Annotated in this window: 20 protein-coding genes; 12 read left to right on the top strand and 8 right to left on the bottom strand. The window is 72.3% G+C overall.

Features of this window, described 5'->3' with window-relative positions; genetic code table 11:
• Positions 1-154 precede the first annotated feature (154 nt).
• The 3 genes from AC07FY_RS08730 to AC07FY_RS08740 all read left to right on the top strand — a co-directional run bounded on the left by AC07FY_RS08730 (position 155) and on the right by AC07FY_RS08740 (position 4,042).
• Positions 155-2,929 (top strand): CBM96 family carbohydrate-binding protein, encoded by a 2,775-nt coding sequence (locus AC07FY_RS08730; RefSeq protein ID WP_479002536.1) that lies wholly within the window; start codon positions 155-157, stop codon positions 2,927-2,929.
• An 87-nt stretch (positions 2,930-3,016) separates the two neighbouring features.
• Positions 3,017-3,697, top strand: a complete 681-nt coding sequence (locus tag AC07FY_RS08735; protein ID WP_479002544.1) for a hypothetical protein — start codon at positions 3,017-3,019, stop codon at positions 3,695-3,697.
• Positions 3,698-3,829: 132 nt separating this feature from the next.
• Entirely contained in the window at positions 3,830-4,042 is a 213-nt protein-coding gene (locus AC07FY_RS08740; RefSeq protein ID WP_479002547.1) for a hypothetical protein, read from the top strand.
• A 17-nt stretch (positions 4,043-4,059) separates the two neighbouring features.
• On the opposite strand, the gene AC07FY_RS08745 is transcribed toward AC07FY_RS08740, so the two are convergent.
• Together AC07FY_RS08745 and AC07FY_RS08750 are read right to left on the bottom strand one after the other, a co-directional pair.
• Positions 4,060-5,181 carry a glycosyltransferase gene (locus AC07FY_RS08745; RefSeq protein WP_479002548.1) on the bottom strand — a complete coding sequence of 374 codons (1,122 nt, stop codon included), beginning with the start codon at positions 5,179-5,181 and terminating at the stop codon, positions 4,060-4,062.
• Entirely contained in the window at positions 5,178-5,717 is a 540-nt protein-coding gene (locus tag AC07FY_RS08750; RefSeq protein ID WP_479002551.1) for a WcaF family extracellular polysaccharide biosynthesis acetyltransferase, read from the bottom strand. The genes AC07FY_RS08745 and AC07FY_RS08750 overlap by 4 nt, the downstream gene beginning before the upstream one ends.
• A gap of 109 nt (positions 5,718-5,826) precedes the next feature.
• Between AC07FY_RS08750 and AC07FY_RS08755 the strand changes: the two genes are divergently transcribed.
• Positions 5,827-7,326 (top strand): hypothetical protein, encoded by a 1,500-nt coding sequence (locus tag AC07FY_RS08755; RefSeq protein WP_479003176.1) that lies wholly within the window; start codon positions 5,827-5,829, stop codon positions 7,324-7,326.
• 51 nt (positions 7,327-7,377) lie between these two features.
• On the opposite strand, the gene AC07FY_RS08760 is transcribed toward AC07FY_RS08755, so the two are convergent.
• The 3 genes from AC07FY_RS08760 to AC07FY_RS08770 are packed head-to-tail and all read right to left on the bottom strand — an operon-like array spanning position 7,378 to position 11,554.
• The gene (locus AC07FY_RS08760) at positions 7,378-8,610 is read right to left on the bottom strand and encodes an MATE family efflux transporter (protein WP_479002554.1); all 1,233 of its coding nucleotides are present in this window, start codon (positions 8,608-8,610) and stop codon (positions 7,378-7,380) included.
• Positions 8,607-10,349 carry a tyrosine-protein kinase domain-containing protein gene (locus tag AC07FY_RS08765; RefSeq protein ID WP_479002557.1) on the bottom strand — a complete coding sequence of 581 codons (1,743 nt, stop codon included), beginning with the start codon at positions 10,347-10,349 and terminating at the stop codon, positions 8,607-8,609. Before AC07FY_RS08765 ends, AC07FY_RS08760 begins: the two co-directional genes overlap by 4 nt.
• Entirely contained in the window at positions 10,346-11,554 is a 1,209-nt protein-coding gene (locus AC07FY_RS08770) for a glycosyltransferase family 4 protein (RefSeq protein WP_479003178.1), read from the bottom strand. Before AC07FY_RS08770 ends, AC07FY_RS08765 begins: the two co-directional genes overlap by 4 nt.
• A 172-nt stretch (positions 11,555-11,726) precedes the next feature.
• Here AC07FY_RS08770 and AC07FY_RS08775 point away from each other — a divergent pair, with 172 nt between their 5' ends.
• On the top strand, positions 11,727-12,215 hold the full coding sequence (locus tag AC07FY_RS08775) for an FAD synthase family protein (protein ID WP_479002560.1): 489 nt from the start codon (positions 11,727-11,729) through the stop codon (positions 12,213-12,215).
• On the opposite strand, the gene AC07FY_RS08780 is transcribed toward AC07FY_RS08775, so the two are convergent.
• On the bottom strand, positions 12,196-12,918 hold the full coding sequence (locus tag AC07FY_RS08780; RefSeq protein ID WP_479002563.1) for a CDP-alcohol phosphatidyltransferase family protein: 723 nt from the start codon (positions 12,916-12,918) through the stop codon (positions 12,196-12,198). The genes AC07FY_RS08775 and AC07FY_RS08780 overlap by 20 nt on opposite strands.
• A gap of 129 nt (positions 12,919-13,047) precedes the next feature.
• Positions 13,048-15,405, bottom strand: coding sequence for a glycogen debranching protein GlgX (gene glgX / locus AC07FY_RS08785; protein ID WP_479002565.1), 2,358 nt, complete (start codon positions 15,403-15,405; stop codon positions 13,048-13,050).
• Between the two features lie 179 nt (positions 15,406-15,584).
• On the opposite strand from glgX, the gene AC07FY_RS08790 reads away from it, so the two are divergent.
• The 7 genes from AC07FY_RS08790 to AC07FY_RS08820 all read left to right on the top strand — a co-directional run bounded on the left by AC07FY_RS08790 (position 15,585) and on the right by AC07FY_RS08820 (position 22,509).
• Positions 15,585-16,805 (top strand): L,D-transpeptidase, encoded by a 1,221-nt coding sequence (locus AC07FY_RS08790; RefSeq protein ID WP_479003181.1) that lies wholly within the window; start codon positions 15,585-15,587, stop codon positions 16,803-16,805.
• Positions 16,806-16,943: 138 nt separating this feature from the next.
• On the top strand, positions 16,944-18,188 hold the full coding sequence (locus AC07FY_RS08795; protein ID WP_479002568.1) for a L,D-transpeptidase: 1,245 nt from the start codon (positions 16,944-16,946) through the stop codon (positions 18,186-18,188).
• 118 nt (positions 18,189-18,306) lie between these two features.
• A complete protein-coding gene (locus AC07FY_RS08800; RefSeq protein ID WP_479002571.1) occupies positions 18,307-19,074 on the top strand; it encodes an enoyl-CoA hydratase/isomerase family protein in 768 nt (255 codons plus the stop codon).
• Positions 19,075-19,300: 226 nt separating this feature from the next.
• Positions 19,301-19,813 (top strand): ATP-binding protein, encoded by a 513-nt coding sequence (locus AC07FY_RS08805; RefSeq protein WP_479002574.1) that lies wholly within the window; start codon positions 19,301-19,303, stop codon positions 19,811-19,813.
• A gap of 363 nt (positions 19,814-20,176) precedes the next feature.
• Entirely contained in the window at positions 20,177-20,974 is a 798-nt protein-coding gene (locus AC07FY_RS08810) for a polysaccharide deacetylase family protein (RefSeq protein WP_479002577.1), read from the top strand.
• Positions 20,971-22,158, top strand: a complete 1,188-nt coding sequence (locus AC07FY_RS08815) for a YncE family protein (RefSeq protein WP_479002580.1) — start codon at positions 20,971-20,973, stop codon at positions 22,156-22,158. The genes AC07FY_RS08810 and AC07FY_RS08815 overlap by 4 nt, the downstream gene beginning before the upstream one ends.
• 138 nt (positions 22,159-22,296) lie before the next feature.
• On the top strand, positions 22,297-22,509 hold the full coding sequence (locus AC07FY_RS08820; RefSeq protein WP_479002581.1) for an EF-hand domain-containing protein: 213 nt from the start codon (positions 22,297-22,299) through the stop codon (positions 22,507-22,509).
• A gap of 57 nt (positions 22,510-22,566) precedes the next feature.
• On the opposite strand, the gene AC07FY_RS08825 is transcribed toward AC07FY_RS08820, so the two are convergent.
• Entirely contained in the window at positions 22,567-23,130 is a 564-nt protein-coding gene (locus AC07FY_RS08825; protein WP_479002583.1) for a PadR family transcriptional regulator, read from the bottom strand.
• Positions 23,131-23,132 lie beyond the last annotated feature (2 nt).

The raw sequence follows: 23,132 nt of genomic DNA on the forward strand, positions 1-23,132 counted from the left end.
GTGCACCCTCCCTTGCCGAACCTGTTGATTCCAACTTGGTATGCAATGGGTCAAGGAGGGTGACCGGGCCCTCGCGTGAGCCCTAGTCTGCGCCCGTACATATGGCTGTTCGGATAGTTCCAGCCATCAAACCGGGCGATGCCCTGGGGGGCTCATGCGTAAATCCAGAGGGCTGACTGCTGCCCTCGTCCTGTCACTGGCCGGTGCCGGCACCGGGATAGGCCTGGTGCTGATGCCTCAGGCGTCCGCCATCACGGCTCCAGTGGCCTTCACCGCCGACAGCCTGCCGACCTGGCAGCCCGACGGCATCGTGTTCGCGATGGCCCAGGCGAACGGCACCGTCTTCGCCGGCGGGACCTTCTCGGCCGTCCGGCCGCCCGAGGGCACCGCCGGCGCCGAGCGGGAAGCCGTGAACTTCGTCGCGCTCGACGCCGCGACGGGCGTCCCGACCGCGTGCAAGCTCGCGTTCACCGTCTCCGAGGGAAGCGCGACCGTCCGCGCGCTCGAGGTCTCGAAGGACCAGAAGACCCTCTACGCCGGCGGTTACTTCGGCGCCGTCAACGGGACCCCGGTCTCCAGCCTCGCCGCGATCGACATCGCCACCTGCACCCCCAAGGCAGCGTTCCACCCCGGCGTCCCGGCCACCGTGCGCGCCCTCGCCGTCACCGACGACACGCTGTACCTGGGCGGCGACTTCAACGCCGTCGACGGCCAGACCCGCGAGCGGTTCGCCGCGGTGGACGCCGGCTCGGGAGCGCTCAAGCCTTTCGTGGCCGACGCCGACGAGCCCGGCCGTGCCATCGAGGTGAGCAACGACGGCAAGAACGTCCTGCTGGGCGGCGACTTCTTCTCGGTCAACGGCTCCAACACCCACGCGCTGGCCGTCGTGAACGCCACCACCGGCGCCGTCGCCAAGACGTACACCAACATCCCGTCCAACTCCGTGGTCAAGGACATCTCGGCCGACGCGACGGGCTACTACACCGGCAACGAGGGCTCCGGCGGCGGCGTCTTCGACGGCCGCATCGGCCTGAACACCGACTTCAGCGAGAAGTGGCGCGACCGCTGCCTCGGCGCGACCCAGTACGTGCTGCCCTACGACGGGGTGCTCTACAGCTCCTCGCACGCGCACGACTGCTCCACCGAGCTGGAGTTCCCCGACGGCAAGCGCCACTTCCTGCTGGCCCAGCCCACCGACCACACCGGCCCGGCGCCGGCCCCCGTGGGCGGCTTCGTGCGCGGCCCGGGCAAGCTCGGCTGGCACCCCACCGCCAACGACGGCCTCGGCGAGGGCATCGGCCCGCGCGTCATGTCCGTCGCGGAGAAGAACGACGTCAAGTACATGTGGGTCGGCGGTGAGTTCACCCTCATCAACGGCAAGCCGCAGCAGGCGCTGACCCGCTTCGCCTCCACCGGCGACGTCGGCGCCCCGACCACCCCGGTGGCCAGCGTCGACAGCGTCAAGCCCGGCGAGGCACAGGTGCGCTGGCGCACCAGCTACGACGCGGACGACAGCAAGCTCACCTACCGCATCTACCGCAACGGCTCGGCCACGCCCGCCGCCACGGTGAACGCGGACTCCCTGGAGTGGCAGCGCCGGCAGGCGTCCTGGACCGACACCACGGTCAAGGCCGGCCAGTCCTACAGCTACCGCGTGACCGCGACCGACGCGGCCGGCAACACCAGCGCCCTGTCGGCCGCCGTCTCGGTGACGGTCCCGACCACCGTCCAGTCCTACCCGAACCAGGTCCGCGCCGACGGCGCCAGCCTGTACTGGCGTTTCGACGACACCGTCAGCCCCTTCACCGCCGACTCCTCGACCGGCGGCAACACCAGCGGTGTCCAGCTGAACGCCCCCGCCCTGCGCCAGACGCCCGGCGCGGTCACCGGCGCCAGCACCGCGATGGGCTTCAACGGCACCAGCCAGAAGGTCTACAGCGACCACCGCCAGACCGTCGGCGCCGCCTTCACCATCGAGACCTGGTTCAAGACGGGCACCCTTCGCGGCGGCAAGCTGGTCGGCTTCGGCAGCAACACCGACCGCTCCAGCGGCTCGTACGACAAGCACCTGTACATGACGAACACCGGCCGGCTGGTCTTCGGAGTCTCCAACGGCTCCGCCCAGACCGTCTCCACCGGCCTGTTCGACACCTACAACGACAACAAGTGGCACCACGTGGTCGCCACCCAGGGCCCCGGCGGCATCACCCTCTACGTGGACGGCCAGAACAAGGGCTCGTCGAACCGGACCAGCACGCAGACCTACGCGGGCTACTGGCACGTCGGCGGCGACAACCTCACCGGCTGGCCGAGCCGCCCGACGAGCAACTTCTTCAACGGGCAGCTCGACGAGACGGCCGTCTACCCGACGGCGCTCACCGAAGCCCAGGTCAAGAACCACTTCACGCTGGCCAAGGCGCCCACCGACTCGGTCTCCGAGGTCAACGCGACCGAGGACACCTACGTCAACCAGGGCGCTCCGGGCACCGCGTACGGCACGTCCACGTCGCTCGCGGTGCGCGGCACCTCGGCGTACGAGACGTACCTGCGCTTCAACGTCCCGGCCGCCCCGGCCGGGCAGGTGCTGAAGTCCGCCACCCTCCAGTTCAAGACCAACACCCAGACGGGCGCCGGCACCGCCGACACCGTCTCCGTGGTGCCGGTCACCGGAACCTGGACCGGTGCGGGCACGACCTTCACCACCAAGCCGACCCTCGGCGCCACCCCGCTCGGCACCATCGCGGGCGTGCCGGACGGCTCGGCGGTCCACTCCGTTCCGCTGGACACCGCCGCGGTCACCGCGGCACTGGGCAGCAGCTACAGCCTGGGTCTGACGAGCACGGGCACCGACCCGCTGTGGATCTGGTCCTCGGAGGCCACGGCCGCCGACGGCGTCCCGCAGCTGGTCCTCACCTTCGGCGCCAAGTAGCGGCGAACGCCTCGGTGGGGCCCGGCCGGCACGACGTGGCCGGGCCCCGCACCCCTGTCCCACCCCAGTAAGCACGGGAGCCATCCGATGTACCGACGCTCCGCAGCGGCGGCCGTCCTGCTGACCGCCGCCCTGACGCTGACCGCCTGCAGTTCCGGCGGCGGCAAGGCCGATTCCGGCGCGGAGGCGAAGGCGAAGCCGCCGGCCTCGTCGGCGGCCCCCGATCCCGCGGACAGCCCGGCGCCCTCCGCGCCGGCCCCCGACGCCAAGCCGACGGGACCCGTCCTGCCCGACGCCAGGATCACCCCGAAGACGGGCAGCTTCACGGCGCAGGAGAAGAAGTATTTGAGCGGGCGGGTCCCGGAGAAGACGGACCCCGCGGCCGTCCTGCAGTCCGGCCAGGAAGCCTGCCAGCGCGTCCAGTACACCGCGAAGCGGGACAAGGACGCGGCGACCGGGGCCGTCATCACGGGCGAGATCCCGGGCGCGAAGGACGCGATCACCCACCTCTGCCCGGACCAGAAGCCGATCCTCGTGGCGGCGGAGAAGGGCTTCCCCGAAGGCCCCCGCACCTCGCCCGCGGCCGGCACCTACCGCGCCCTGACCCAGGCGTCCACCTGCACTTGGGAGGCGAAGTCCAAGGACGGCTCGATCCTCGCCTCGGGCCCGGAGACCCCGCCGAACGCCGGAGACAAGATCAACGCGACGATCCCGTCGGGCACGGCCGAGTTCACCTCCTCGGGCTGCTACGCCTGGATCCCGGCGTAAGGCCGGCCTGCGCACCACCACCGGACGCCCTGCGCCGCCGAACTGACGGCGGCGCAGGGCGTTTTCGTCTGCCGCGCCGGGGTATCCGCAGGACCGGAGCACGACGACACCGAGCCTTCGGAGGCGAATCCTATGACCGGCCTTGGTGGCTGCATCGGCCTGATTGTGGTGGGGGCCATCCTGACGTTCGCCACCGACTGGGAGATGGACAGCGTCAACCTCGACGTGGTCGGCCTGATCATGATGGCGGTCGGCCTCATCGGCCTCGCCGTCTACACCAGCGTCCTCAAGCGCCGCCGCGCCATGGGCGCCCTCCCGGTCGTCGAGCAGCGCCGCGACATCTGAGCCTTCCGCACCGCCCCTCAGCGCTGCAGGGCCGCCTCGTACACCGGGAGCAGGGTGTCCAGGACGGCGGCCATCGAGAAGGAGCCGGCGGCCAGTTCGCGGGCGGCCGAGGAGGCGGCGGCGTTGGCCGCCGGGTCCAGCAGCGACAGGACCGCCGAGGCCACGCCCGCCGGACCGGGATCGACCGCGCGGCCCGCGCCCGCGGCGGCGATGTCGCGGGCCAGCCCGTTGGAGTGGGTCACCACCGGCGGAACACCCACCGCGAGGGCCTCCAGGACCGACATCGGGAACGGCTCGTCCACCGAGGGCAGCACGTAGACGTGCGCCCGCCGCAGCTCCGCCAGCACCTGGGCACCCGACAGGGCCCCGGGCACCGTGAAGCGGTCGCCCAGGCCCAGAGCCGCGACGCGCGTGCGTACGGCGGCCAGCTCGCCCTCGTCCGGGCCCGCCACGACGAAGTGGGCGTCCGGGTGGACGGCCAGGACCGCCGGAGCCGCATCCACGAAGTCCACCGGCCGCTTGCGGGCCTGCAGGCGCGCCGAGTACAGGATGCGCGGGGGACCGCTCGGTGCGGGCCGCTCGTCCTGCGCCGGGGTCCCGTTGACCAGCCGGACCGCACGCGCCAGCGGTGCGCCGCCGACCACCGCGTCCAGGTCGCCCCGCTCGTGCGGGGTCAGGTACAGCACCGCGTCCGCGCCGCGCAGCAGCCGGCGTACCGCCACCGCGTCCAGCAGCCTCGCCAGCGCCTTCTCGCTCGGGTCCACCATCCCGTGGGTCTGGAGCACCAGCGGCCGGCCCGCCCGCAGCGCGGCCAGCGCCACCGGCAGGGTCACCAGGTCCCGGGCCAGGTGGACGTGGACCACGTCCGCGTCCCGGACCAGTCGCCCGGCGGAGGCCAGCAGCGCCGGGGAGGTCATGCCGCTGAAACCCAGCGGGAGGATCCGCCGCGCCGGGAACAGCTTCGCCGGGACCCCTTCGACGTCGGTCGGCCACGGTTCGGGGAACCCCTCGCCGAGCGCGACCAGCCGCGCCTCGTGCCCGCGGGCCCGCAGCCCCTTGGTGAGGTTCAGCGCGACCCGTACCGGCCCGCCGAAGGCGTGCGAGGGCGAGTGCAGGGTGACGGCGTGCAGGACTCTCACTTGGGCTCCTCCACCGGGCGGCGCCGCCCGTCCTGGGTCTGCAGGGTCAGCTCCGGCAGGTCCTTGTGCACGACGGCCCCCGCGCCCGCGACCGCGCAGCGGCCCACGGTCACCCCGGCCAGCACGCTCGCCCGTACCGCCACCCACGCGCCGTCCTCGATCGTGACGGGCGCGTTGCGGTAGCGGAAGTCGGCGGCCCGGTGGTCGTGCGAGCCGGTGCACAGCATGGCCTCCTGCGAGAGGCACACGTGCGAACCGATCGTCACCGGCTCCAGGTTGAGCAGCCACACGCCCTCGCCGATCCAGGTGTGGTCGCCGACGGTGAGCTTCCACGGCCACAGCACCCGCACCCGGTGCCGGATCAGCACTCCCTCGCCGATCTTCGCCCCGAAGGCGCGCAGCAGCGCCACCCGCAGCCGCGCCGGACAGAACCAGCTCATGAACAGCGTGTTCATCACGGCGAACCAGAGCGCCTGCGTCAGCAGCCCGCGCCCCTTGTCGTACCCGGCCAGCGTGAAGGCAGGAAGGTCACGCAACTGAAAGCCCCGATCGTTCCGCGCGGACGCGCCTCCCCTGGCGCGGCCCGCTCAGACTAGACTGCGCGCGGACCAGGCACATGGGGTGGGGGCGGCAGTGGCAACGGACATACGCAAGCCCCCCGTCGTCCGCCCGCCGTCCCCCTTCGAGGACGAGTCCCTCTGGGGCCGGGTCACGACCCCGCGCACGCTGCTCTCCCGCGCGCTGTCCGTCCCGCTCGCCCTCGGCTTCTCCGTCTTCCTCCCGCTGTTCGTCGCCGCCCAGACCGGCGCGGGCGCGCGCGACGCGGCGTTCTGGCTCCAGCTGCTCCTCACCATGTACGCGGGCGCCCGCCTCTCCGCCATGGTGCTCACCAGCCGCCGCAAGCTGCTCCAGGGCTCCTTCTGGCTGTTCGTCTACATGGCCATGGGCGTGGCCCCGCTCGCGCAGGCCGTCCTCGGCCAGGTCCCGACGCCCGTCGTCGGGCCCCGCTCCGACCTGACCGCCGCGATCGGGCTGGTCCTGCTCGGCTGCACCGCCTTCGACGTGGGCGTGCTGCTCGCGCGGCACCGGCCCGCCGGGCGCGCGGGCGGCTCCCAGAAGCAGCCCCGGCCGGTCATGGCCCACCGGCGCCGCCTGCAACTGCTGACCGTCCTGTCCTTCCTGTGCAGCGCCGCCTTCGTGATGAAGCTGGGCGGTCCGGCGGTGTTCTTCTCCAGCCGCCAGGAGATCATCGCGGGCATCGAGGAGGCGGGGGTCTCCAACGGTGACGGACAGGCAGGCCAGGCCCTGCTGCGCGGCTTCGGCACCGTGCCGGCGCTGCTGTCGCTGCTGCTGTACACGCGCTGGCTGATCACCTCGAAGTACGCCCGGCGCAAGGTCTCGATCATCGTCACCTGGTCGGCGCTGGCCGCGCTGAACCTGGTGGTCAACAACCCGATCTCGAACCCGCGCTACTGGTTCCTGACGGTCATGTTCGCGCTGCTCTTCACCATCTTCCCGGTCAGCGCGGCGATGTACCGGGTGGCCCTGTCGATGGCCGTGGTCGTCGCCCTGCTCGTCTTCCCGTTCGCGGACCGCTTCCGGTACGACGAGAAGAACTACAAGCCGGTGGAGACCACGTCCTTCCTCGAGCCGATGGCGCTCAAGGACTACGACCAGATCGGCATGTTCGCCAACACCATCACCTACTCCGAGTCCGGCCCGGGGCACTTCTACGGGCGCCAGCTGGCCGGATCGGTGCTGTTCGCGGTGCCGAGGTCGGTGTGGGAGGGCAAGCCCCGGGACACGGGCGTGATGGTCGGGCAGTGGATGGGCACGGTCAACACCAACCTCTCCTCGCCGATCTGGGCCGAGCTGTGGCTCGACTTCGGGCCGCTGGGGATGGGGGCGGGGCTGCTGGGGATGGGCTACGCCGCGGCCCGCGTCGACCGGCGCTATGCGAAACGGGCCACGCGCAGCGCGCCCGTGGGAAGCCTGATCTCGGTGGTGGTCCCGCTGGTCGCGGGCTACTCCTTCATCCTGCTGCGCGGGCCGCTGCTGCAGGCGTCCGGGCGGGTGGCGATCGCGGCGCTCTGCCTGGCGCTGGTCGCGACCTACCGCCAGGACCGCGCCACGACCCTGCGCTAGCCGTATTGACCCCCGGGGGTCCCCGGGGTGGGTGGCGCGCCGTCGGGTCGGTCAGGTGGTCGGGGCCGTCGCGGGGGCGGGGACCGGGACCTCGGCCGGCAGTCGGGTCACGCGGTGCCAGGCAGCCGCGGCCTTGAGGGCCGACCCGGCCGCCAGGCCCCAGGCCGCGCCGAGCGGGCCCCAGGCCGCGTAGCCGCCGAGCAGGAGCGCCACGGACAGCAGCGAGAAGACCACCTGCACCGACAGCGTGGCCCGGGGGGCCAGGACGCGCAGCGTCAGCAGCCCGGCCGTGCCGAGGCCCATCACCGCGTACTGGGCCCCCGTCGCCGGCAGCAGCGCGGCCGCCGAGGCCCAGGTGTCGCCCAGCAGTTCCCGGCCCAGCCGGTCCGGCAGCAGGGCCAGGGCCGTCGCCCAGCCGGCGCCGACCGCCGCCAGCAGCAGGCCCAGCGCCGCCGTCGCCCGCACCACGGCCCGCCGGCCGCCGCCGAGCCGCGCCAGCACCGGCGGCGCGAACGAGTTCGCCGAGTTGAACAGCACGTTCAGCGGACCGAACAGCGTGCTGGCACCGCGCAGCGCGCCGACGGCCAGGGGGGTGGCGAACACGCCCAGGCCCAGCACCGCGAGCTGGCTCGAGCCGTTGCCCACCGCGAACTCGACCACGAACCGCTGCCCCAGGTGCCCCCGCCGCAGGTACGGCCGCAGATCCGCCCGCACGCCCCGTACGGACGGCCGCAGCAGCCACAGCCCCAGTCCCAGCGCGGGCAGCGCGGACAGGCCCCACACGAGCACCAGCCGCCCCGCCGAGGCCCCGGCGGGCTGCGCCGCCAGCGCCGCGACCACGCACAGCAGGCGCAGCGCGTCCGCGGCCAGCGCCCGCTCGGGGGCGCGCAGGGCCGAGAAGCAGTACCGCAGCCCGTCCTGCACCAGCACCAACGGCAGGACGAGACCCAGCGCGAGGAAGGCCCGCCCGCCGGCCCCGCCGAGCAGCAGGCCGAGGACCGCGAGCACCGCGCCGACGGCGCCCGAGGCGGCCCCGGTGAAGGCGACGGCCGACCGGCACGCCGCGCCCAGGTGTTCGCCGGACCTCTCCAGGACCAGGCTCTGGCCGACGTAGGCCATGCTCAGCCCGAGCAGCACGGTGAACGTCACGTACACCATCGAGAAGGCGGCGAAGCCGGCCGCCGACGACAGCCGGGCGGCCAGCACCAGCACCAGGATGTTGGTGGCGCTGGAGGCGGCCTGGTCCAGGACCGAGGAGACGGCGGCGAGGCGGCCCCGGCTCATCTCCGGCCCGTGCGGACGGTGCGCAGCGCGACCGTGTCGGTGCCGTCGCCGGGGATGTGCTGCTCCGGCTCGGCCGCCTCGCGCGTCAGCGGCTGCGGCGCGGCCGGTGACGGGGCGGCAGCGGGCGCCGGGCCGGCGCCCTTGCCCTTGTCCTTGCCCCGGCCGCGCTTCTCGCCGGGCAGCGGGGCGTGCAGCACCGCGCCGAGCACCGTCCCGCCGGCTCCGCTGATCAGTTCGCGGATCCGGGACAGGTCGGAGCGGTGGACGGCGCGCGGGTCGCAGACGACCAGGACGCCGTCGACACGGTCGACGAGGGCGAGGGCGTCGGCGTAGGAGAGCACCGGCGGCGCGAGCACCACCACGGTGGAGTTGGGGGAGTCGGCCTCGGAGATCAGCCGGGTGGCGCGGGCGGAGGTCAGCGCACGCGGCACGTTGCGGGCGCGTTCGCCCGGGATCAGGTCGAAGGAGCCGGACTCCCCGGCGTCCACGACGAGCTGGCGCCCGTCGGGCCACTCGGTGTCCGAGTGGCGCCCGCCGGGCGTCGGGCTGCCCGGGGTCTGGCTCCAGCGGGGACGGCCGCCCGCGTCGGTCGGCAGCTGGCTGGCCAGGACCGGAGTGCGCAGGTCCGCCTCGATGAGCAGGACGTCCTTGCCGGTCTCGGCGAAGGAGGCGCCGAGGTTCACGGCCACCGCGGCGGCGGTCTCGCTGCTGCCGCGCGGGGCGACGACGAGCAGCCGGCGCCGGTCGGCGAAGCGGGCGTCGTAGGCCAGCCGGAAGGCCACCGACCGGTACTCCTCGGCGAGCCGCGGGTCGGCCTCGCCCGCGGCGAGCAGCGGCCCGCCGCCCGTCCGGTCGCGCGGCAGGTAGCCCAGGACGGGTGCGCGCAGGGCCCGGGCCACGTCCCCCTCGGAGCGCGGCGCCGGGTCGAACACGAGCCGGACCCAGGCGGCCAGCAGACCGAGGGCGAGGCCCACAGCCGCGCCGAGCGCGAGGGACATCACGATGCCGGGGCCGTCGGCGCCGGGCGGCGCGGTCGCGGCGCTGGTGACCCGGCCGGGGGTCATGTCCAGGGCCTGGAGCTTGGCGATGTTGCTGTTGAGCGTGTTGACCTTGCTCTGCAGGTCGGTCTTGGAGGAGTAGGCGGCGTCGCGCCCGGGGCCCGGCGGCATCGAGTTGATCTGCTTGACCAGGTCGTCGAGCTGCTTGGCCACCGGATCGCGCTGGTCCTGGTAGCCCTTGACCATCTTGTCGCGGGTGACGTCGAGGGCCTCCTGCCGCTTGAGCAGGTACGCCTCGGTCATCGCGTTGGCGCGCCGGGCGGCCTCCTTGGGGGAGGACGCGGTGTAGGTGAAGCGCAGCACCATCGTCTGCGGCGGATTGGTCACCTGGAGCCCGCTGCGCAGGGCCGCGAACCCGGAGGCGGAGACACCGAGCTTCTTCGCCGCCTCGTTGGCTATGGAGGAGCTGAGCGCGACCTGGCGCTCCGAGCCGATGTTGATCGCCTTGTCGGGGGCCAGGCTGGGGTTGAAGGGGTCGTCGGTGGGTGCGCGCAGCACCACGTCGGCCGTCGCGACGTAGGTGTCGGCCGTGGAGACGCCGAGGTACACCCCGCCCAGCAGGCCGATCCCGATGCCGGCGCCGAGCAGCCGGCGGTAGCGCAGGAGCTGGCGGAACTGGTCCCGGAGGAGATCGGGTTCGTCCTCGGCGGGCGCGGCTGCCGGGCGGTTCGTCTCGATCACGGCCGGGGACCCCCAAGTGCTTCGTCCATCAGTGCGTCGATGCGGGCCAGGCCCGCTGCGCGGCTCAGGTGCGCCGCCACGTGGCGGGGCCCGGCCGCTCCCAGTGCGTCCGCGGCCACGGGGTCCTCGGCCAGGACCCGTACGGCCTTCAGCAGGGCCTCGGGGTCCTCCGGCTGCACGAGCACCCCCGCTCCCGAGCGCTCCACCTCCTGGGCGGTCCCGCCCTCCGCCGCCACGGAGGCGACGACGGGCCGGCCGGCCTGGAAGTAGGAGGTGAGCTTCGAGGGAACGCTCATGTCCAGCACGGCGGCGTGCTGGGTGACCGCGAGGACGTCCGCCGCGGCGAGGATATCCGGGAACTCGCCGTCAGCGGCAGGGGGGATGATGTCCAGATTGGGTACATCAGCCGACAAGTCGGCGAGGGCCGAGCGCTGGCTGCCGTCACCCATCAGGACGAAACGGACGCGCGGGTCGAGCCGGGCGGCGGCCACGAGCACCTCGAGGCCCTGCTTGAGGCCCATGTTCCCGGAGTGCAGGACCACCGTCTGGTCGGGTGCCCAGCCGAGGTGGCGGCGGGTCTCCCCGCGCGGCTTGGTGGGCACCGCCACATGGGACCAGTTGGGGACGAGGCGGATCCTGCCGGGGTCCACCCCCATGCCGACGACCCGGTCCACGAACGTCTCGTGGATCACGCCGACGAGGGTGGCCCGCTTCAGGGCGTACGCCTCGGCGCGCCCGGCGACCGCGGCCGCCTTGTCGCCGCCGCTGATGCCGCTCTGCGCGGCGGCGGCGCCCATCAGGTCCTGGACGACCGGGACGAAGGGGACCTTCCACCGGGCCGCGAGCCGGGCGGCCAGCACGCCGCCGGCCAGGCTGGGCATCTGGGCCATGACCGCGTCCGGCTTCGGCATCCGGGGCGGGGCCGCGGCGCCGTGCAGCAGGATCGATCCTTCGAAAAGGGCCCGCTTCAGGGCGGTCTGGCGCTGCGGCACGGTGTGCGCGCGCCGGTGCACGACGACCCCCGCGCGCCGTTCCGTGCGCCGGAGCGCCCCCTTGTACTCCGGCTCGACCGACCACGCCGGATAGTGCGGCATGCCCGCGAGGACATGGGTCTCGTGGCCGAGATCCTCCGCCCAGTGCTCCGCGATCTGGGTGGCGTACGGCCCGATTCCCGCGTGCTCGGGCGCGTAGTTGGTGGAGACCAGCAGCAGGCGCCGGTGACCGGATATGGACACTGAGCGTCCCCTCTTCCCCTGGATGATGCGCTCGTCACCCTATTCGTTCACCCGCGTGCTGCGGAACGTGCACGCTATTGTCTGCTAATCCGCCACACCGGGGGGTGTGGCCGCTGGGGGGTAACAGATGATGGAGCGGGACATGTCCGAACTCGGTGCGCCCGCGCGCCGGCCGTACCGGGTCGGCTATGCGCCGGGTGCCTACGATCTCTTTCACATCGGACACCTCAACATCCTCCGGCACGCCCGTAGCCAGTGCGACTACCTGGTGGCCGGAGTCGTCTCCGACGAGATGGCCGAGCGCGCCAAGGGCCGGCGCCCGATGATCCCGCTCGTCGAGCGGCTGGAGATCGTGCGCAGCGTGAAGTACGTGGACGCCGCCTTCGTGGAGACCGTCCCGGACAAGGTGGAGACCTGGAAGCAGGTCCGCTTCGACGTGATCTTCAAGGGTGACGACTGGCGGGGCACCGCCAAGGGCGAGCGGCTGGAGAGGGACTTCGCCGCCCACGGCGTCGACGTCGTGTACTTCCCGTACACCGTCCACACCTCCAGCACCCAGCTCCGCCGGGCGCTGGACGCGCTCGCCGAACCCCTCGCGGCGGTGGAGCCCTTCACCGCCGAACGGCGCTGAGCTCCCGGAACCACTTCACGAGGAACGCCACCAGGAACAAACCGGCGACCGCCCCGAAGACCGCGTACGCCCAGGCGAACAGCTCGCCGCCGCCGAGCAGCAGGAACACCAGGCACAGCACCCCGTAATCCACGGGCAGCAGGGCCACCGCGCGGACGGTCGAGGGGGCGGCGGCGGGGCTCCCGGGGGCCGGCCGGGGCTTGAGCTTCTCCGTCAGCAGTCCGCCGAAGAAGGTCACGACCGCGGCGAACTGGAAGCCGAGCGGTACCAGCAGCCAGCCGTCCCCGCCCGTCCCGTAGGCGTCCGGGAAGCGGTAGAAGGCGATCAGCACGCAGGAGTGCAGCGCGGTCAGCTTGGCGCAGTCCACGACGTGATCGAGCCACTCGCCGGCGGCGCTGCCGCTCCCGCGCAGCCGGGCCAGCTGGCCGTCGGCCGAGTCGAACGCGAATCCCACGGCGAGCGCGGCCCATACGGCGGCCCCCAGGGCCCAGGAGGGCGCGCACAGCGCCACCGCCGCCGCGGCGGCGAAGCTGAAGGCCGCGCTGACCAGCGTCACCTGATTCGGGGTGAGCCCGAGGGCGTAGGACCCGGCGGCCAAGTACCGCCCGGCCGGCCGGTTCACGAACCGCGAGTAGAGCGACACGCCCTTCGCCGACTTCTGCGCTCCGCGCAGCTCCCGCAGTGCGAACCCGACTCTGGCCATGCACGGACCCCCTCAGTGACGATGTCGAACACATCATCGCAGGGCGCACGTGCGCTCCCCTCCGGGCGATCCAGGACGTCCGAAAGCAGCGGCACGGGAGGTGCGCGCCGGCCGCGCCGGCCCGCCGCCCTATCCCGCCACCCGCAGCAGCAGTACCGAACGGGCCGGGACCGTCAAGGTCCGCCCGCCGAGGTGGCGGGTGAGGGGGGCCTCGGACTGCTCCTCGCGCGAGGTGTCCAGGACCAGCTCGTACACCTCCGCCCACGGCGCCCCCGGCAGGAGCCACTCCACCGGACGGTCCCCGGTGTGCAGCAGGGCCAGGAAGCTGTCGTCGTCCACCTGGCGGCCGCGCTCGTCACGGCCGGGGATGTCCCGCCCCGAGAGGTACATCCCGAGCGCCGCCGCCGGCGCGTACCAGTCCCGCTCCGTCATCTCCGCCCCCGCCGGCGTGAACCAGGCCAAGTCCCGCAGGCCGTCCACGCCCTGCGGCCGCCCGGAGAAGAACGCCCGCCGCCGCAGGACCGGATGGGCCTGGCGCAGCGAGACCAGCCGCGCGGTCAGCGCGAACAGCTCCCGCCACGCCGGGTCCTCCAGCAGCGACCAGTCCACCCAGCCCGTCTCGTTGTCCTGGCAGTACGCGTTGTTGTTGCCGCCCTGCGTGCGCCCGAACTCGTCCCCCGCGACGAGCATCGGCACCCCCGTCGACAGCAGCAGCGTGGTCAGCAGGTTCCGCAGCTGCCTGCGGCGCAGCGCGGCGACCGGCGGATCCGTGCCCTCCGGCGGGTCGCCCTCCACCCCGCAGTTCCACGACCGGTTGTCGTTGGTCCCGTCCCGACCCGCCTCCCCGTTCGCGTCGTTGTGCTTGCGCTCGTAGGACACCAGGTCCCGCAGGGTGAACCCGTCGTGCGCGGTCACGAAGTTCACCGAGGCGTACGGCCGCCGCCCGCCCCACGCGTACAGGTCGCTCGACCCCGACAGCCGGTACCCGAGGTCCCGTACGTCGGGCAGCGCGCCCCGCCAGAAGTCCCGGACGGCGTCCCGGTAGCGGTCGTTCCACTCCGTCCACAGCGGGGGGAAGGCGCCCACCTGGTAGCCGCCCGCGCCCACGTCCCAGGGCTCCGCGATCAGCTTGACCCGGCGCAGCACCGGGTCCTGGGCGATCACCGCCAGGAACGGCGACAGCATGTCCACGTCGTGCATCGAGCGGGCCAGCGCCGCCGCGAGGTCGAAGCGGAAGCCGTCCACCCCCATCTCCGTCACCCAGTACCGCAGGGAGTCGGTGATCAGGCGCAGCACGTGCGGGCGCCCGGCGTGCAGGGTGTTCCCGCAGCCGGTGTAGTCGGCGTACCGGCGCTGGTCGGACTGGAGCCGGTAGTAGCCCCGGTTGTCGATCCCGCGCAGGGACAGCGTCGGCCCGAGCTCGCCCGCCTCCGCCGTGTGGTTGTAGACCACGTCGAGGATGACCTCGATCCCCGCCGCGTGCAGGGCCCGCACCATCCGCTTGAACTCCCCGACCTGCTGGCCCGCCGTACCGCTCGACGAGTAGCCCGCGTGCGGGGCGAAGTAGCCGACCGAGTTGTAGCCCCAGTAGTTGCGCAGCCCCCGGCGCAGCAGGTGGTCCTCGTGCGCGAACTGGTGCACCGGCAGCAGCTCGACCGCCGTCACGCCCAGCCGTACCAGGTGCTCCACGGCCGCCGGATGCGCCAGGCCCGCGTACGTCCCGCGCAGCTCGGCGGGGATCCCCGGATGGCGCATCGTGAAGCCGCGCACGTGCAGTTCGTAGATCACGGAATCGGCCCAGGGCGTCTTCGGCCGGACGTCGTCCGCCCAGTCGTCGTCATCGTGGACGACGACGCCCTTGGGCACGAAGGGCGCGGAGTCCCGGTCGTCGCGCACCGTGTCGGCGATGTACTGCTGCGGCCAGTCCCGCACGTGCCCGTACACCTCCGGCGGCAGCGTGAACTCGCCGTCGACGGCCCGGGCGTACGGGTCCAGCAGCAGCTTCGAGGGGTTGTACCGGGCGCCCGTCCACGGGTCCCAGCGCCCGTGCACCCGGAACCCGTACCGCTGCCCCGGGCGCACGCCGGGCACGAACCCGTGCCAGATCTCGTGCGTCAGCTCCGTCAGCGCGCAGCGGGTCTCGGCCCCGTCCGCGTCGAACAGGCACACTTCCACCGCCTCCGCGCCCTGCGCCCACAACGCGAAGTTGGTGCCCGCCGTGCCGTCCGGACCCTGGTGGAAGCGGGCCCCCAGCGGATGCGAGGAGCCGGGCCACACCGGTGGCCCGGGTCGCCCGGACGTCCGGGCCGCCTGGCCCCTGACCTGGCCGCCCGGCACGGGCACGGTCAGACCGCCGCCCCGGACCGCGCTCTGCGTGTCCACCGCGTTCGCGGCGTCCATCGCGTTCGCGGTGTCCGCCACGTTCGCGGTGTCCACCACGTTCCCGACGGCTTCCACCGCCTCTTCCTGCTCGGCTGCGCTCGACACTGCCCGCCTCCACGGCTCCTGGGTACCTGCGGGGGAGGGGAGTGCGGCCCTGGCGTCCCGGCCCGGGCCCGTCCCCGTCTGGTCCTTCACACTGTTCTGCCCTGCCTGTTCTGCCCGGAACGTCGACGCCCCTCACGTTTCCCCCACAGGCCCCGGTCGTTGGAGGGGACGTGACACTTCTGACGAGGCGGGCAGGGGCGGGCTTGGCCGCCGTGGCGGCATGGGCGGGCCTGCTCGGCGGCCTGGCCGGATGTACCCAGGACGGCCGCTCCCCGGTCGAGATCGCACTGCCCGGCAAACCGCGCTCGCCGGACGAGGCCATCCGGATCACTCCCGACGACAACGCGAAGGGGGTCCCCGCCGACGGACGCCTCAGTGTGACCGTCCCCGAGGGCAGACTGGAACGGGTCGTGGTCACCAAGGTGGAGGACGCGCGGGAGGAGCGGGTTCCGGGCGAGATCGCGGCCGACGGCCTCAGCTGGAGCCCCGACCCGGAGGCCGCCCGGCTGTCGCTCGCCGCCAAGTACACCGTGGACGTCGTCGCACTCGACGGGCACGACCGCCGCCAGGCCCGCCACACCACCTTCACCACCTACGTTCCCGAGGAGCGGTTCATCGGCTACTTCAAGCCGGAGCACCGCTCCACCGTCGGCACCGGCATGATCGTGTCCTTCAACTTCAGCCGGGCCGTCACACGACGCGCCGAGGTGGAGCGGGCCATCACCGTCACCTCGAACCCACCCGTGGAGGTCGTCGGCCACTGGTTCGGCAAGGAGCGGCTCGACTTCCGGCCCAAGGCGTACTGGAAGCCCGGCACCGAGGTCACCGTGAAGGTGGGCCTGCGCGACATCGAGGGCGCGCCCGGCTCCTACGGCATCCAGGACAAGACGGTCACCTTCACCGTCGGCCGCTCCCAGATCTCCACCGTGGACGCGGCCGCGCACACCATGGAGGTCCGCCGGGACGGGCAGCTGCTGCAGACCCTGCCGATCACCGCCGGGGCCCCCAAGACCACCACCTACAACGGGAAGATGGTGGTGATGGAGCTCTTCGACGTCACCCGCATGAACGGCCAGACCGTCGGTTTCGGCGGGGAGTACGACATCCCCGACGTCCCGCACGCCATGCGGCTGACCTCCTCCGGGACCTTCCTGCACGGCAACTACTGGGTCAGCCCGGACACCTTCGGCTCGGCCAACATGAGCCACGGCTGCGTGGGTCTGCGCGACGACAAGGGCGGCGGCTCGGACACCCCGGCCGGCTGGTTCTTCGACCGGACCCTGATCGGGGACGTGGTCGAGGTCGTCAACTCCGATGACAAGACGGTGGCCCCGGACAACGGCCTGGGCGGCTGGAACATGTCGTGGGCGGACTGGGTGGCCGGCTCAGCCATCGCCTGACCGCCCACCGCCCGGCCCCCGGCTGCCGCCCGACCTCTCCGAGCCGTTGGGACGGAACGGTGACAAGACCGTGGTTTTCCGTGGTGTCTCCATGTGATTACCTGTCGGCAAGCGCGCGACTGCCCGCGCGCGGGGGACATGGGGAGAACACGAGTGAACCTGCAGCCGATACGCGGCCGCGTCCGCACCGGCCTGCCGGCCCTTCTGCTGGGGGCCGCCCTGCTGCTGACCACCGCGTGCAGCGGCGGCGGCGGAGGCAACAACGGCAGCGGCAGCGGCGGCGGCGACGCCGGGGGCGATGCCAAGAACGGCACCGGGGCGTCCAAGGCCGTCGTCAGCGTGAAACCGGACGACGGGTCCAAGGAAGTCGCCACCAGCGGCGTCCTGAAGATAACCAGCACCGGCGGCAAGCTCACCACGGTGACCGTCGCCGACACCAAGGGCAACGCGGTCGAGGGCAAGCTGGCGCCGGACGGCGCGAGCTGGGAGCCCTCCCGCCACCTGGCCTCCGCCACCGAGTACAAGGTGCACGCGGTCGCCAAGGACGAGGCCGGCCGGGAGTCCGCCAAGGACGCCACCTTCACCACCCTCACCCCGACCAACACCTTCATCGGCCACTACACGCCCGAGGACGGCGCGACCGTCGGCGTGGGCATGCCGGTGTCGATCAACTTCACCCGCGGCATCACCAACCCGGAGGCCGTCGAGAAGGCCATCACCGTGACGGCCGAGCCGGCCGTGCCGGTCGAGGGCCACTGGTTCGGCAACGATCGCCTCGACTTCCGCCCGGAGAAGTACTGGGCCGCCGGGACCAAGGTCACCGTGAAGATCGCCCTCGATGGTGTCGAAGGCCGCCCGGGCGTCTACGGCAAGCAGACCCGCACGGTCACCTTCACCATCGGCCGCTCGCAGGTCTCCACCGTCGACGCGAGCACCAAGCAGATGCAGGTGGTCCGCGACGGCCAGGTGCTGAAGAACATCCCGATCACCGCGGGCGCCCCGTCGACGACCACGTACAACGGGCAGATGGTCATCAGCGAGAAGTACGAGGTCACCCGGATGAACGGGGCGACCGTCGGCTTCGGCGGGGAGTACGACATCCCCGACGTCCCGCACGCGATGCGGCTGTCGAACTCCGGCACCTTCGTGCACGGCAACTACTGGGCCTCCTCCGGCACGTTCGGCTCGGAGAACGTCAGCCACGGCTGCGTCGGCCTGCGCGACGTGCGCGGCGGGGGCAGCGGCGACGTGCCGGCGGCATGGTTCTTCAACGAGTCGATGATCGGCGACGTCGTCGTCGTGAAGAACTCCAAGGACAAGCAGATCGCCCCGGACAACGGACTCAACGGCTGGAACATGGACTGGGCGGAGTGGATCAAGTAGCCGCCCGTACGCAGGCGGTTCACGTGGCCCGGTGCTGTGACACACAGCACCGGGCCGCGTCGCATACGGGGCTTTTCCGGGGGAGACCCCCGGACCGGCGGCCACTAACCTTCCGCGTATGACCCTCTCTCTCGAAGTCTCCGAAGGCGTCGGCACCATCCGCCTGGACCGGCCGCCCATGAACGCCCTGGACATCGCCACCCAGGACGGGCTGCGCGCGCTCGCGGCGGAGGCGACCGACCGGTCCGACGTCCGCGCGGTGATCCTCTACGGCGGTGAGAAGGTGTTCGCGGCGGGCGCGGACATCAAGGAGATGCAGGTGATGGACCACGCGGCGATGATCGCCCGGTCCCGCGCGCTGCAGGACTCCTTCACCGCGGTGGCCCGCATCCCCAAGCCCGTCGTCGCGGCCGTCACCGGCTACGCCCTGGGCGGCGGTTGCGAACTCGCGCTCTGCGCCGACTACCGGATCGCCGCCGACAACGCGAAGCTCGGCCAGCCCGAGATCCTGCTCGGCCTGATCCCGGGCGCCGGCGGCACCCAGCGGCTGTCCCGGCTCATCGGACCGTCCCGGGCCAAGGACCTCATCTTCACCGGGCGCATGGTCAAGGCCGACGAGGCGCTCGCGCTGGGCCTGGTGGACCGGGTGGTGCCCGCGGCCGAGGTGTACGAGCAGGCGCACGCCTGGGCCGCCCGGCTGGCGCAGGGCCCGGCGATCGCGCTGCGCGCCGCCAAGGAGTGCGTGGACGCGGGCCTGGAGGCGGACATCGAGACGGGGCTCGCCATCGAACGGAATTGGTTCGCGGGCCTGTTCGCCACCGAGGACCGCGAGCGCGGCATGCGCAGCTTCGTCGAGGAGGGCCCGGGCAAGGCGAAGTTCGCATGACCCCTGCGAGTGGATTAGCCAGGGCTTAAGGCAGCCTTAAGCGGATGCGGTGATCCACTGACCGTGATCACTTCCGAGCGCTGGGTCACCGCTGGTCAAGGCCGTTGCGCAGGGCGTCCGGCCGCGTCTCGTGCCGAACGGGGAGCTTCTGCGGAGTCGTTGATTCCGCGGGGGCTTTTCCCGAGGAACGGCCCGAAGGGGCAGGTCGGCCCTCCATGATGGGTGCATGGCGGGCCTGGAGGGTGTGGAACAGCCGCGGCAGCGCAGCAGCGCTTCGGCCGTGCGGCTCACGGCGGCACTTGAGGACGAACAGGGTCTGAAGGCGCTGGAGTTGTACGGGAACCCCGCCGAGGCGGAAGTGACCCTGCCGTCCATGCCGGAGTCGGCCGGTACCGCCCGCAGGCTCACCCAGTGCGTGGTGATACGGCTCTGGGGGCTCTCGCCGCAGATCTCCGAGCACGCCGTCCTGCTGGTCTCGGAACTCGTGGGCAACGCGGTCCGGCACACCGGCGCCCGCTCCTTCGGTTTACGCATGCACCGGCGGCGCGGCTGGATCCGGGTGGAGGTGCGGGACCCCTCGCGCGGGCTGCCGTGCCTGATGCCGGTCCACGAACTGGACACGACCGGGCGGGGGCTGTTCCTCGTCGACAAGCTGTCCGACCGCTGGGGGGCCGACCTGCTGCCGCGCGGGAAGATCACCTGGTTCGAGATGCGCGTGGCCGACCGCCAGAACGCCTGAAGCCCCCTGGTCGCCGTGGTGGGGCGGGCGGGGGCTTCATGGGTGCGCCGAGGATCGAAGGGGGTGTGATCCTCGGCGTGGCGACTTCGCTCGGGTCAATGGGAAGCCGTGGTTCCGACTATGGCAGACGCGGCCCCGAACGCCAAAAGTCCCTACTCGGACATAAGTGTTCAAATAGTGAGAGTTTCGCGTTAAATCCTAGGTGAGGTGAGCCACTCACCTCGCATTCAATGAATAACTATCGACCGCTCTGTGTAAATCGTTGATCACATAACGGACGGACGGCCGCGGGGCCGACTCCGGCCAACGTACCGAATTGGGTCAATCATTACCTTGTGAGCGTTCCGCCCCTTAAATGGGCAGGTGCTCTCACATCCAGGCCGCCGCGCGGTCCTGCGCGCGGGCGGTCTCGCCACGGCCGGCGCCGCCGCGGCCGGCCTCACCGCCGCCTGCGGACCGGCTCGCCCCGCCGCCGCGCCCTCCGCCCCGCCCCCCGCTCCGGCGAGACCGGCCCGGCCCGCCCAACCGGCCGCGGCGCTCCCGCGCCGGTATCCCGGCCTGCCCGTCGAGATCTCCCACGGCCCGCGCGACCGCCCCCGGGTCGCCCTCACCTTCCACGGCAACGGTGATCCCGCCACCGCCCGGTCCGTCCTCGCCGCGGCCGAGGAGGCCGGCGCGCGCGTCACCGTCCTCGCGATCGGGGGCTGGCTCGACGCCCACCCCGACCTGGCCCGCCGGATCCTCGACGGCGGCCACGAACTGGGCAACCACACCCAGCGCCACCTCGCGATCAACGACATGCCGGAAGCCGAGGCATACGCCGAGATCACCGGCTGCGCCCAGCGGCTCAAGCGGCTCACCGGCTCCATCGGCACCTGGTTCCGGCCCTCCCAGACGCAGTACGCCACCCCCCTCGTCCAGAAGCTGGCCCGGCGGGCCGGCTATCCGCACGTCCTGTCGTACGACGTGGACTCCCTCGACTTCACCTCGCCCGGTGCCGCGGCCGTCATCCGCAACGCCACCGGGACGATCCTGCCCGGATCGGTGGTGAGCCTGCACTTCGGCTACGCGGACACGGTCGACGCGATGCCGCCCCTCCTCGAAGAACTCGCGCGCCGCAAGCTGCGCGCGGTGACCACCACGGAGCTGCTGACGCCATGAAGACCACCTGCCTTCCCCGGAAGGCCGCCGTGCTGCTGGCCGGTCTGGTCCTCGCCGCCCTGGCCGGCTGCGGATCGGCCGACAAGGGACCCGCTGAGGCGCTCAGCACCAAGGGTGCCGCCCGACCCCCCAGGGCCGTCCCGGCGGCCCCGCCGGGGCTCGCCGGCATGCCCCCGCTCCTCGATCCGAACGACGTGTACGCGGCGGACCGCCCGAACCGGCTCTCGCCGGTGGTCAAGGACTTCCCCTCGCGCGTCTACGTGCCGAACACCGCCTCCAACACGGTGTCCGTCATCGACCCGGCCACCTACCAGGTCATCGACACCATCCCGGTCGGCGTCCAGCCGCAGCACGTGGTGCCCTCCTGGGACCTGAAGACCCTGTGGGTCAACAACAACCGCGGCCACACGCTGACCCCGATCAACCCGGCCACGGGGGAGGCGGGCAAGCCCGTCGAGGTGCACGACCCGTACAACCTGTACTTCACGCCGAACGGCAAGTACGCGATCGTCATGGCCTCGATGGACAAGGAGCTGGTCTTCCGCGACCCGCACACCATGGACCGCGTGAAGACCGTCCCGGTGAGCTGCTACGGCGTCAACCACGCGGACTTCTCCGCCGACGGCCGCTACTTCATCGTCAGCTGCGAGTTCTCCGGGGAGCTCCTCAAGGTCGACACCGAGAAGATGGAGGTCGTCGGCCAGCAGAAACTGCCCTTCGAGGGCGCCATGCCGCAGGACGTCAAGGTGTCCCCGGACGGCAAGACCTTCTACATCGCGGACATGATGGCGCACGGCATGTGGGTGCTCGGCGGCGACAAGTTCGAGGTGCCCAAGCTGCTGCCGACCGGGAAGGGCTGCCACGGCCTGTACGTGAGCCGGGACTCCAAGGAGATGTACGTCTCCAACCGCGGCGAGGGCACCATCTCGGTCTTCGACTTCCCGCGGAACAAGCTCACCAAGAAGTGGACGCTGCCCGACGGCGGCAGCCCGGACATGGGCGGTGTCTCCGCCGACGGCAAGGTGCTGTGGCTCTCGGGCCGCTACGACTCCGAGGTCTACGCGATCGACACGGCCACCGGCAAGCAGCTCGCCCGGATCCCCGTCGGCGGCGGCCCGCACGGCCTCGCCGTCTACCCGCAGCCCGGCCGCTACTCGCTCGGCCACACCGGCATCTTCCGCTAGGTCCTGTCGTCACAGTGGCGCGGGCCAGGCGCGACTTTGACGACAGGGCCCAGGTCCCGTACGGGCCCCGCAGCCGTGGCCGGTGCGGGGGGCGGCTACCCTGAGCCGGTCAACAAGCACCAAGAAGGGGTGGACCCAGTGGCGAGCATCGAGAGCGCGCGGGCGACGTTCGACAAGTTCGACGTGAACGGTGACGGCTTCATCACGGCCGACGAGTACAGCGCGGCCATGAAGGCCATGGGGGACGCCTACGTCACCGGTTCGGTCGCGGACGCGATCGTCGCGGCCAAGGACGCCGACGGCGACGGCCTGCTGAGCTTCGACGAGTTCTGGGCCGCCCTGAACAAGTAGTCCCCGGCCGGACAGCCGGCCCCCGCCCCCGTTCCGCCCGCCGGGACGGGGGCGCGGTCATGCCCCGGGGCCGGGCCCGTCCGAGGGGGCCGTGTCCCCGACCTCGCCGAGGGCCTCCTCCAGCCAGTGCAGCCAGAACGTCTCCAGGGCGATCCCGCCGTGCAGGACCAGCCGGCGCAGCCGGTCCTCCACGGCGTCGCGCTCCGGGGGGAAGTCCTTCTCCTCGATCGCCTCGTACTGCGCCAGCTGCTGCCGGTGCAGCTCCAGATGGCGCCGCAGCTCCGGCCCGAGCCCGTGCGGTCCGACCACGCCCGCCGCGCGGATGCGCAGCAGCAGGGGATCGCGCATCGGCTTGGGGTCCTGGCTCTCGCCGACCCACCGCGCCAGCTCCGCGCTGCCCGCCGCCAGGACCTCGTACTCCTTCTTCTGCCCGCGCACGGGCACCTCGCTCGGCAGCTCCCGGATCAGCCCGGACTCCTCCAGCCGGCCGAGCTCGCGGTAGATCTGCTGGTGCGTCGCCGACCAGAAGTACCCGATCGACTTGTCGAACCGCCGGGTCAGCTCCAGCCCCGACGAGGGCTTCTCGAGCAGGGCGGTGAGGATGGCGTGCGGCAGCGACATGA

It is taken from the genome of Streptomyces sp. NPDC045967 (genome assembly GCF_056430495.1).

Bases quoted from the DNA above. Each gene is read 5' to 3' on its own strand.
- AC07FY_RS08730 (WP_479002536.1), top strand. From the start codon at position 155: ATGCGTAAATCCAGAGGGCTGACTGCTGCCCTCGTCCTGTCACTGGCC.
- AC07FY_RS08735 (WP_479002544.1), top strand. From the start codon at position 3,017: ATGTACCGACGCTCCGCAGCGGCGGCCGTCCTGCTGACCGCCGCCCTG.
- AC07FY_RS08740 (WP_479002547.1), top strand. From the start codon at position 3,830: ATGACCGGCCTTGGTGGCTGCATCGGCCTGATTGTGGTGGGGGCCATC.
- AC07FY_RS08760 (WP_479002554.1), bottom strand. From the start codon at position 8,610: ATGAGCCGGGGCCGCCTCGCCGCCGTCTCCTCGGTCCTGGACCAGGCC.
- AC07FY_RS08775 (WP_479002560.1), top strand. From the start codon at position 11,727: ATGTCCGAACTCGGTGCGCCCGCGCGCCGGCCGTACCGGGTCGGCTAT.
- AC07FY_RS08780 (WP_479002563.1), bottom strand. From the start codon at position 12,918: ATGGCCAGAGTCGGGTTCGCACTGCGGGAGCTGCGCGGAGCGCAGAAG.
- AC07FY_RS08795 (WP_479002568.1), top strand. From the start codon at position 16,944: ATGGGGAGAACACGAGTGAACCTGCAGCCGATACGCGGCCGCGTCCGC.
- AC07FY_RS08800 (WP_479002571.1), top strand. From the start codon at position 18,307: ATGACCCTCTCTCTCGAAGTCTCCGAAGGCGTCGGCACCATCCGCCTG.
- AC07FY_RS08805 (WP_479002574.1), top strand. From the start codon at position 19,301: ATGGCGGGCCTGGAGGGTGTGGAACAGCCGCGGCAGCGCAGCAGCGCT.
- AC07FY_RS08815 (WP_479002580.1), top strand. From the start codon at position 20,971: ATGAAGACCACCTGCCTTCCCCGGAAGGCCGCCGTGCTGCTGGCCGGT.
- AC07FY_RS08825 (WP_479002583.1), bottom strand. From the start codon at position 23,130: ATGTCGCTGCCGCACGCCATCCTCACCGCCCTGCTCGAGAAGCCCTCG.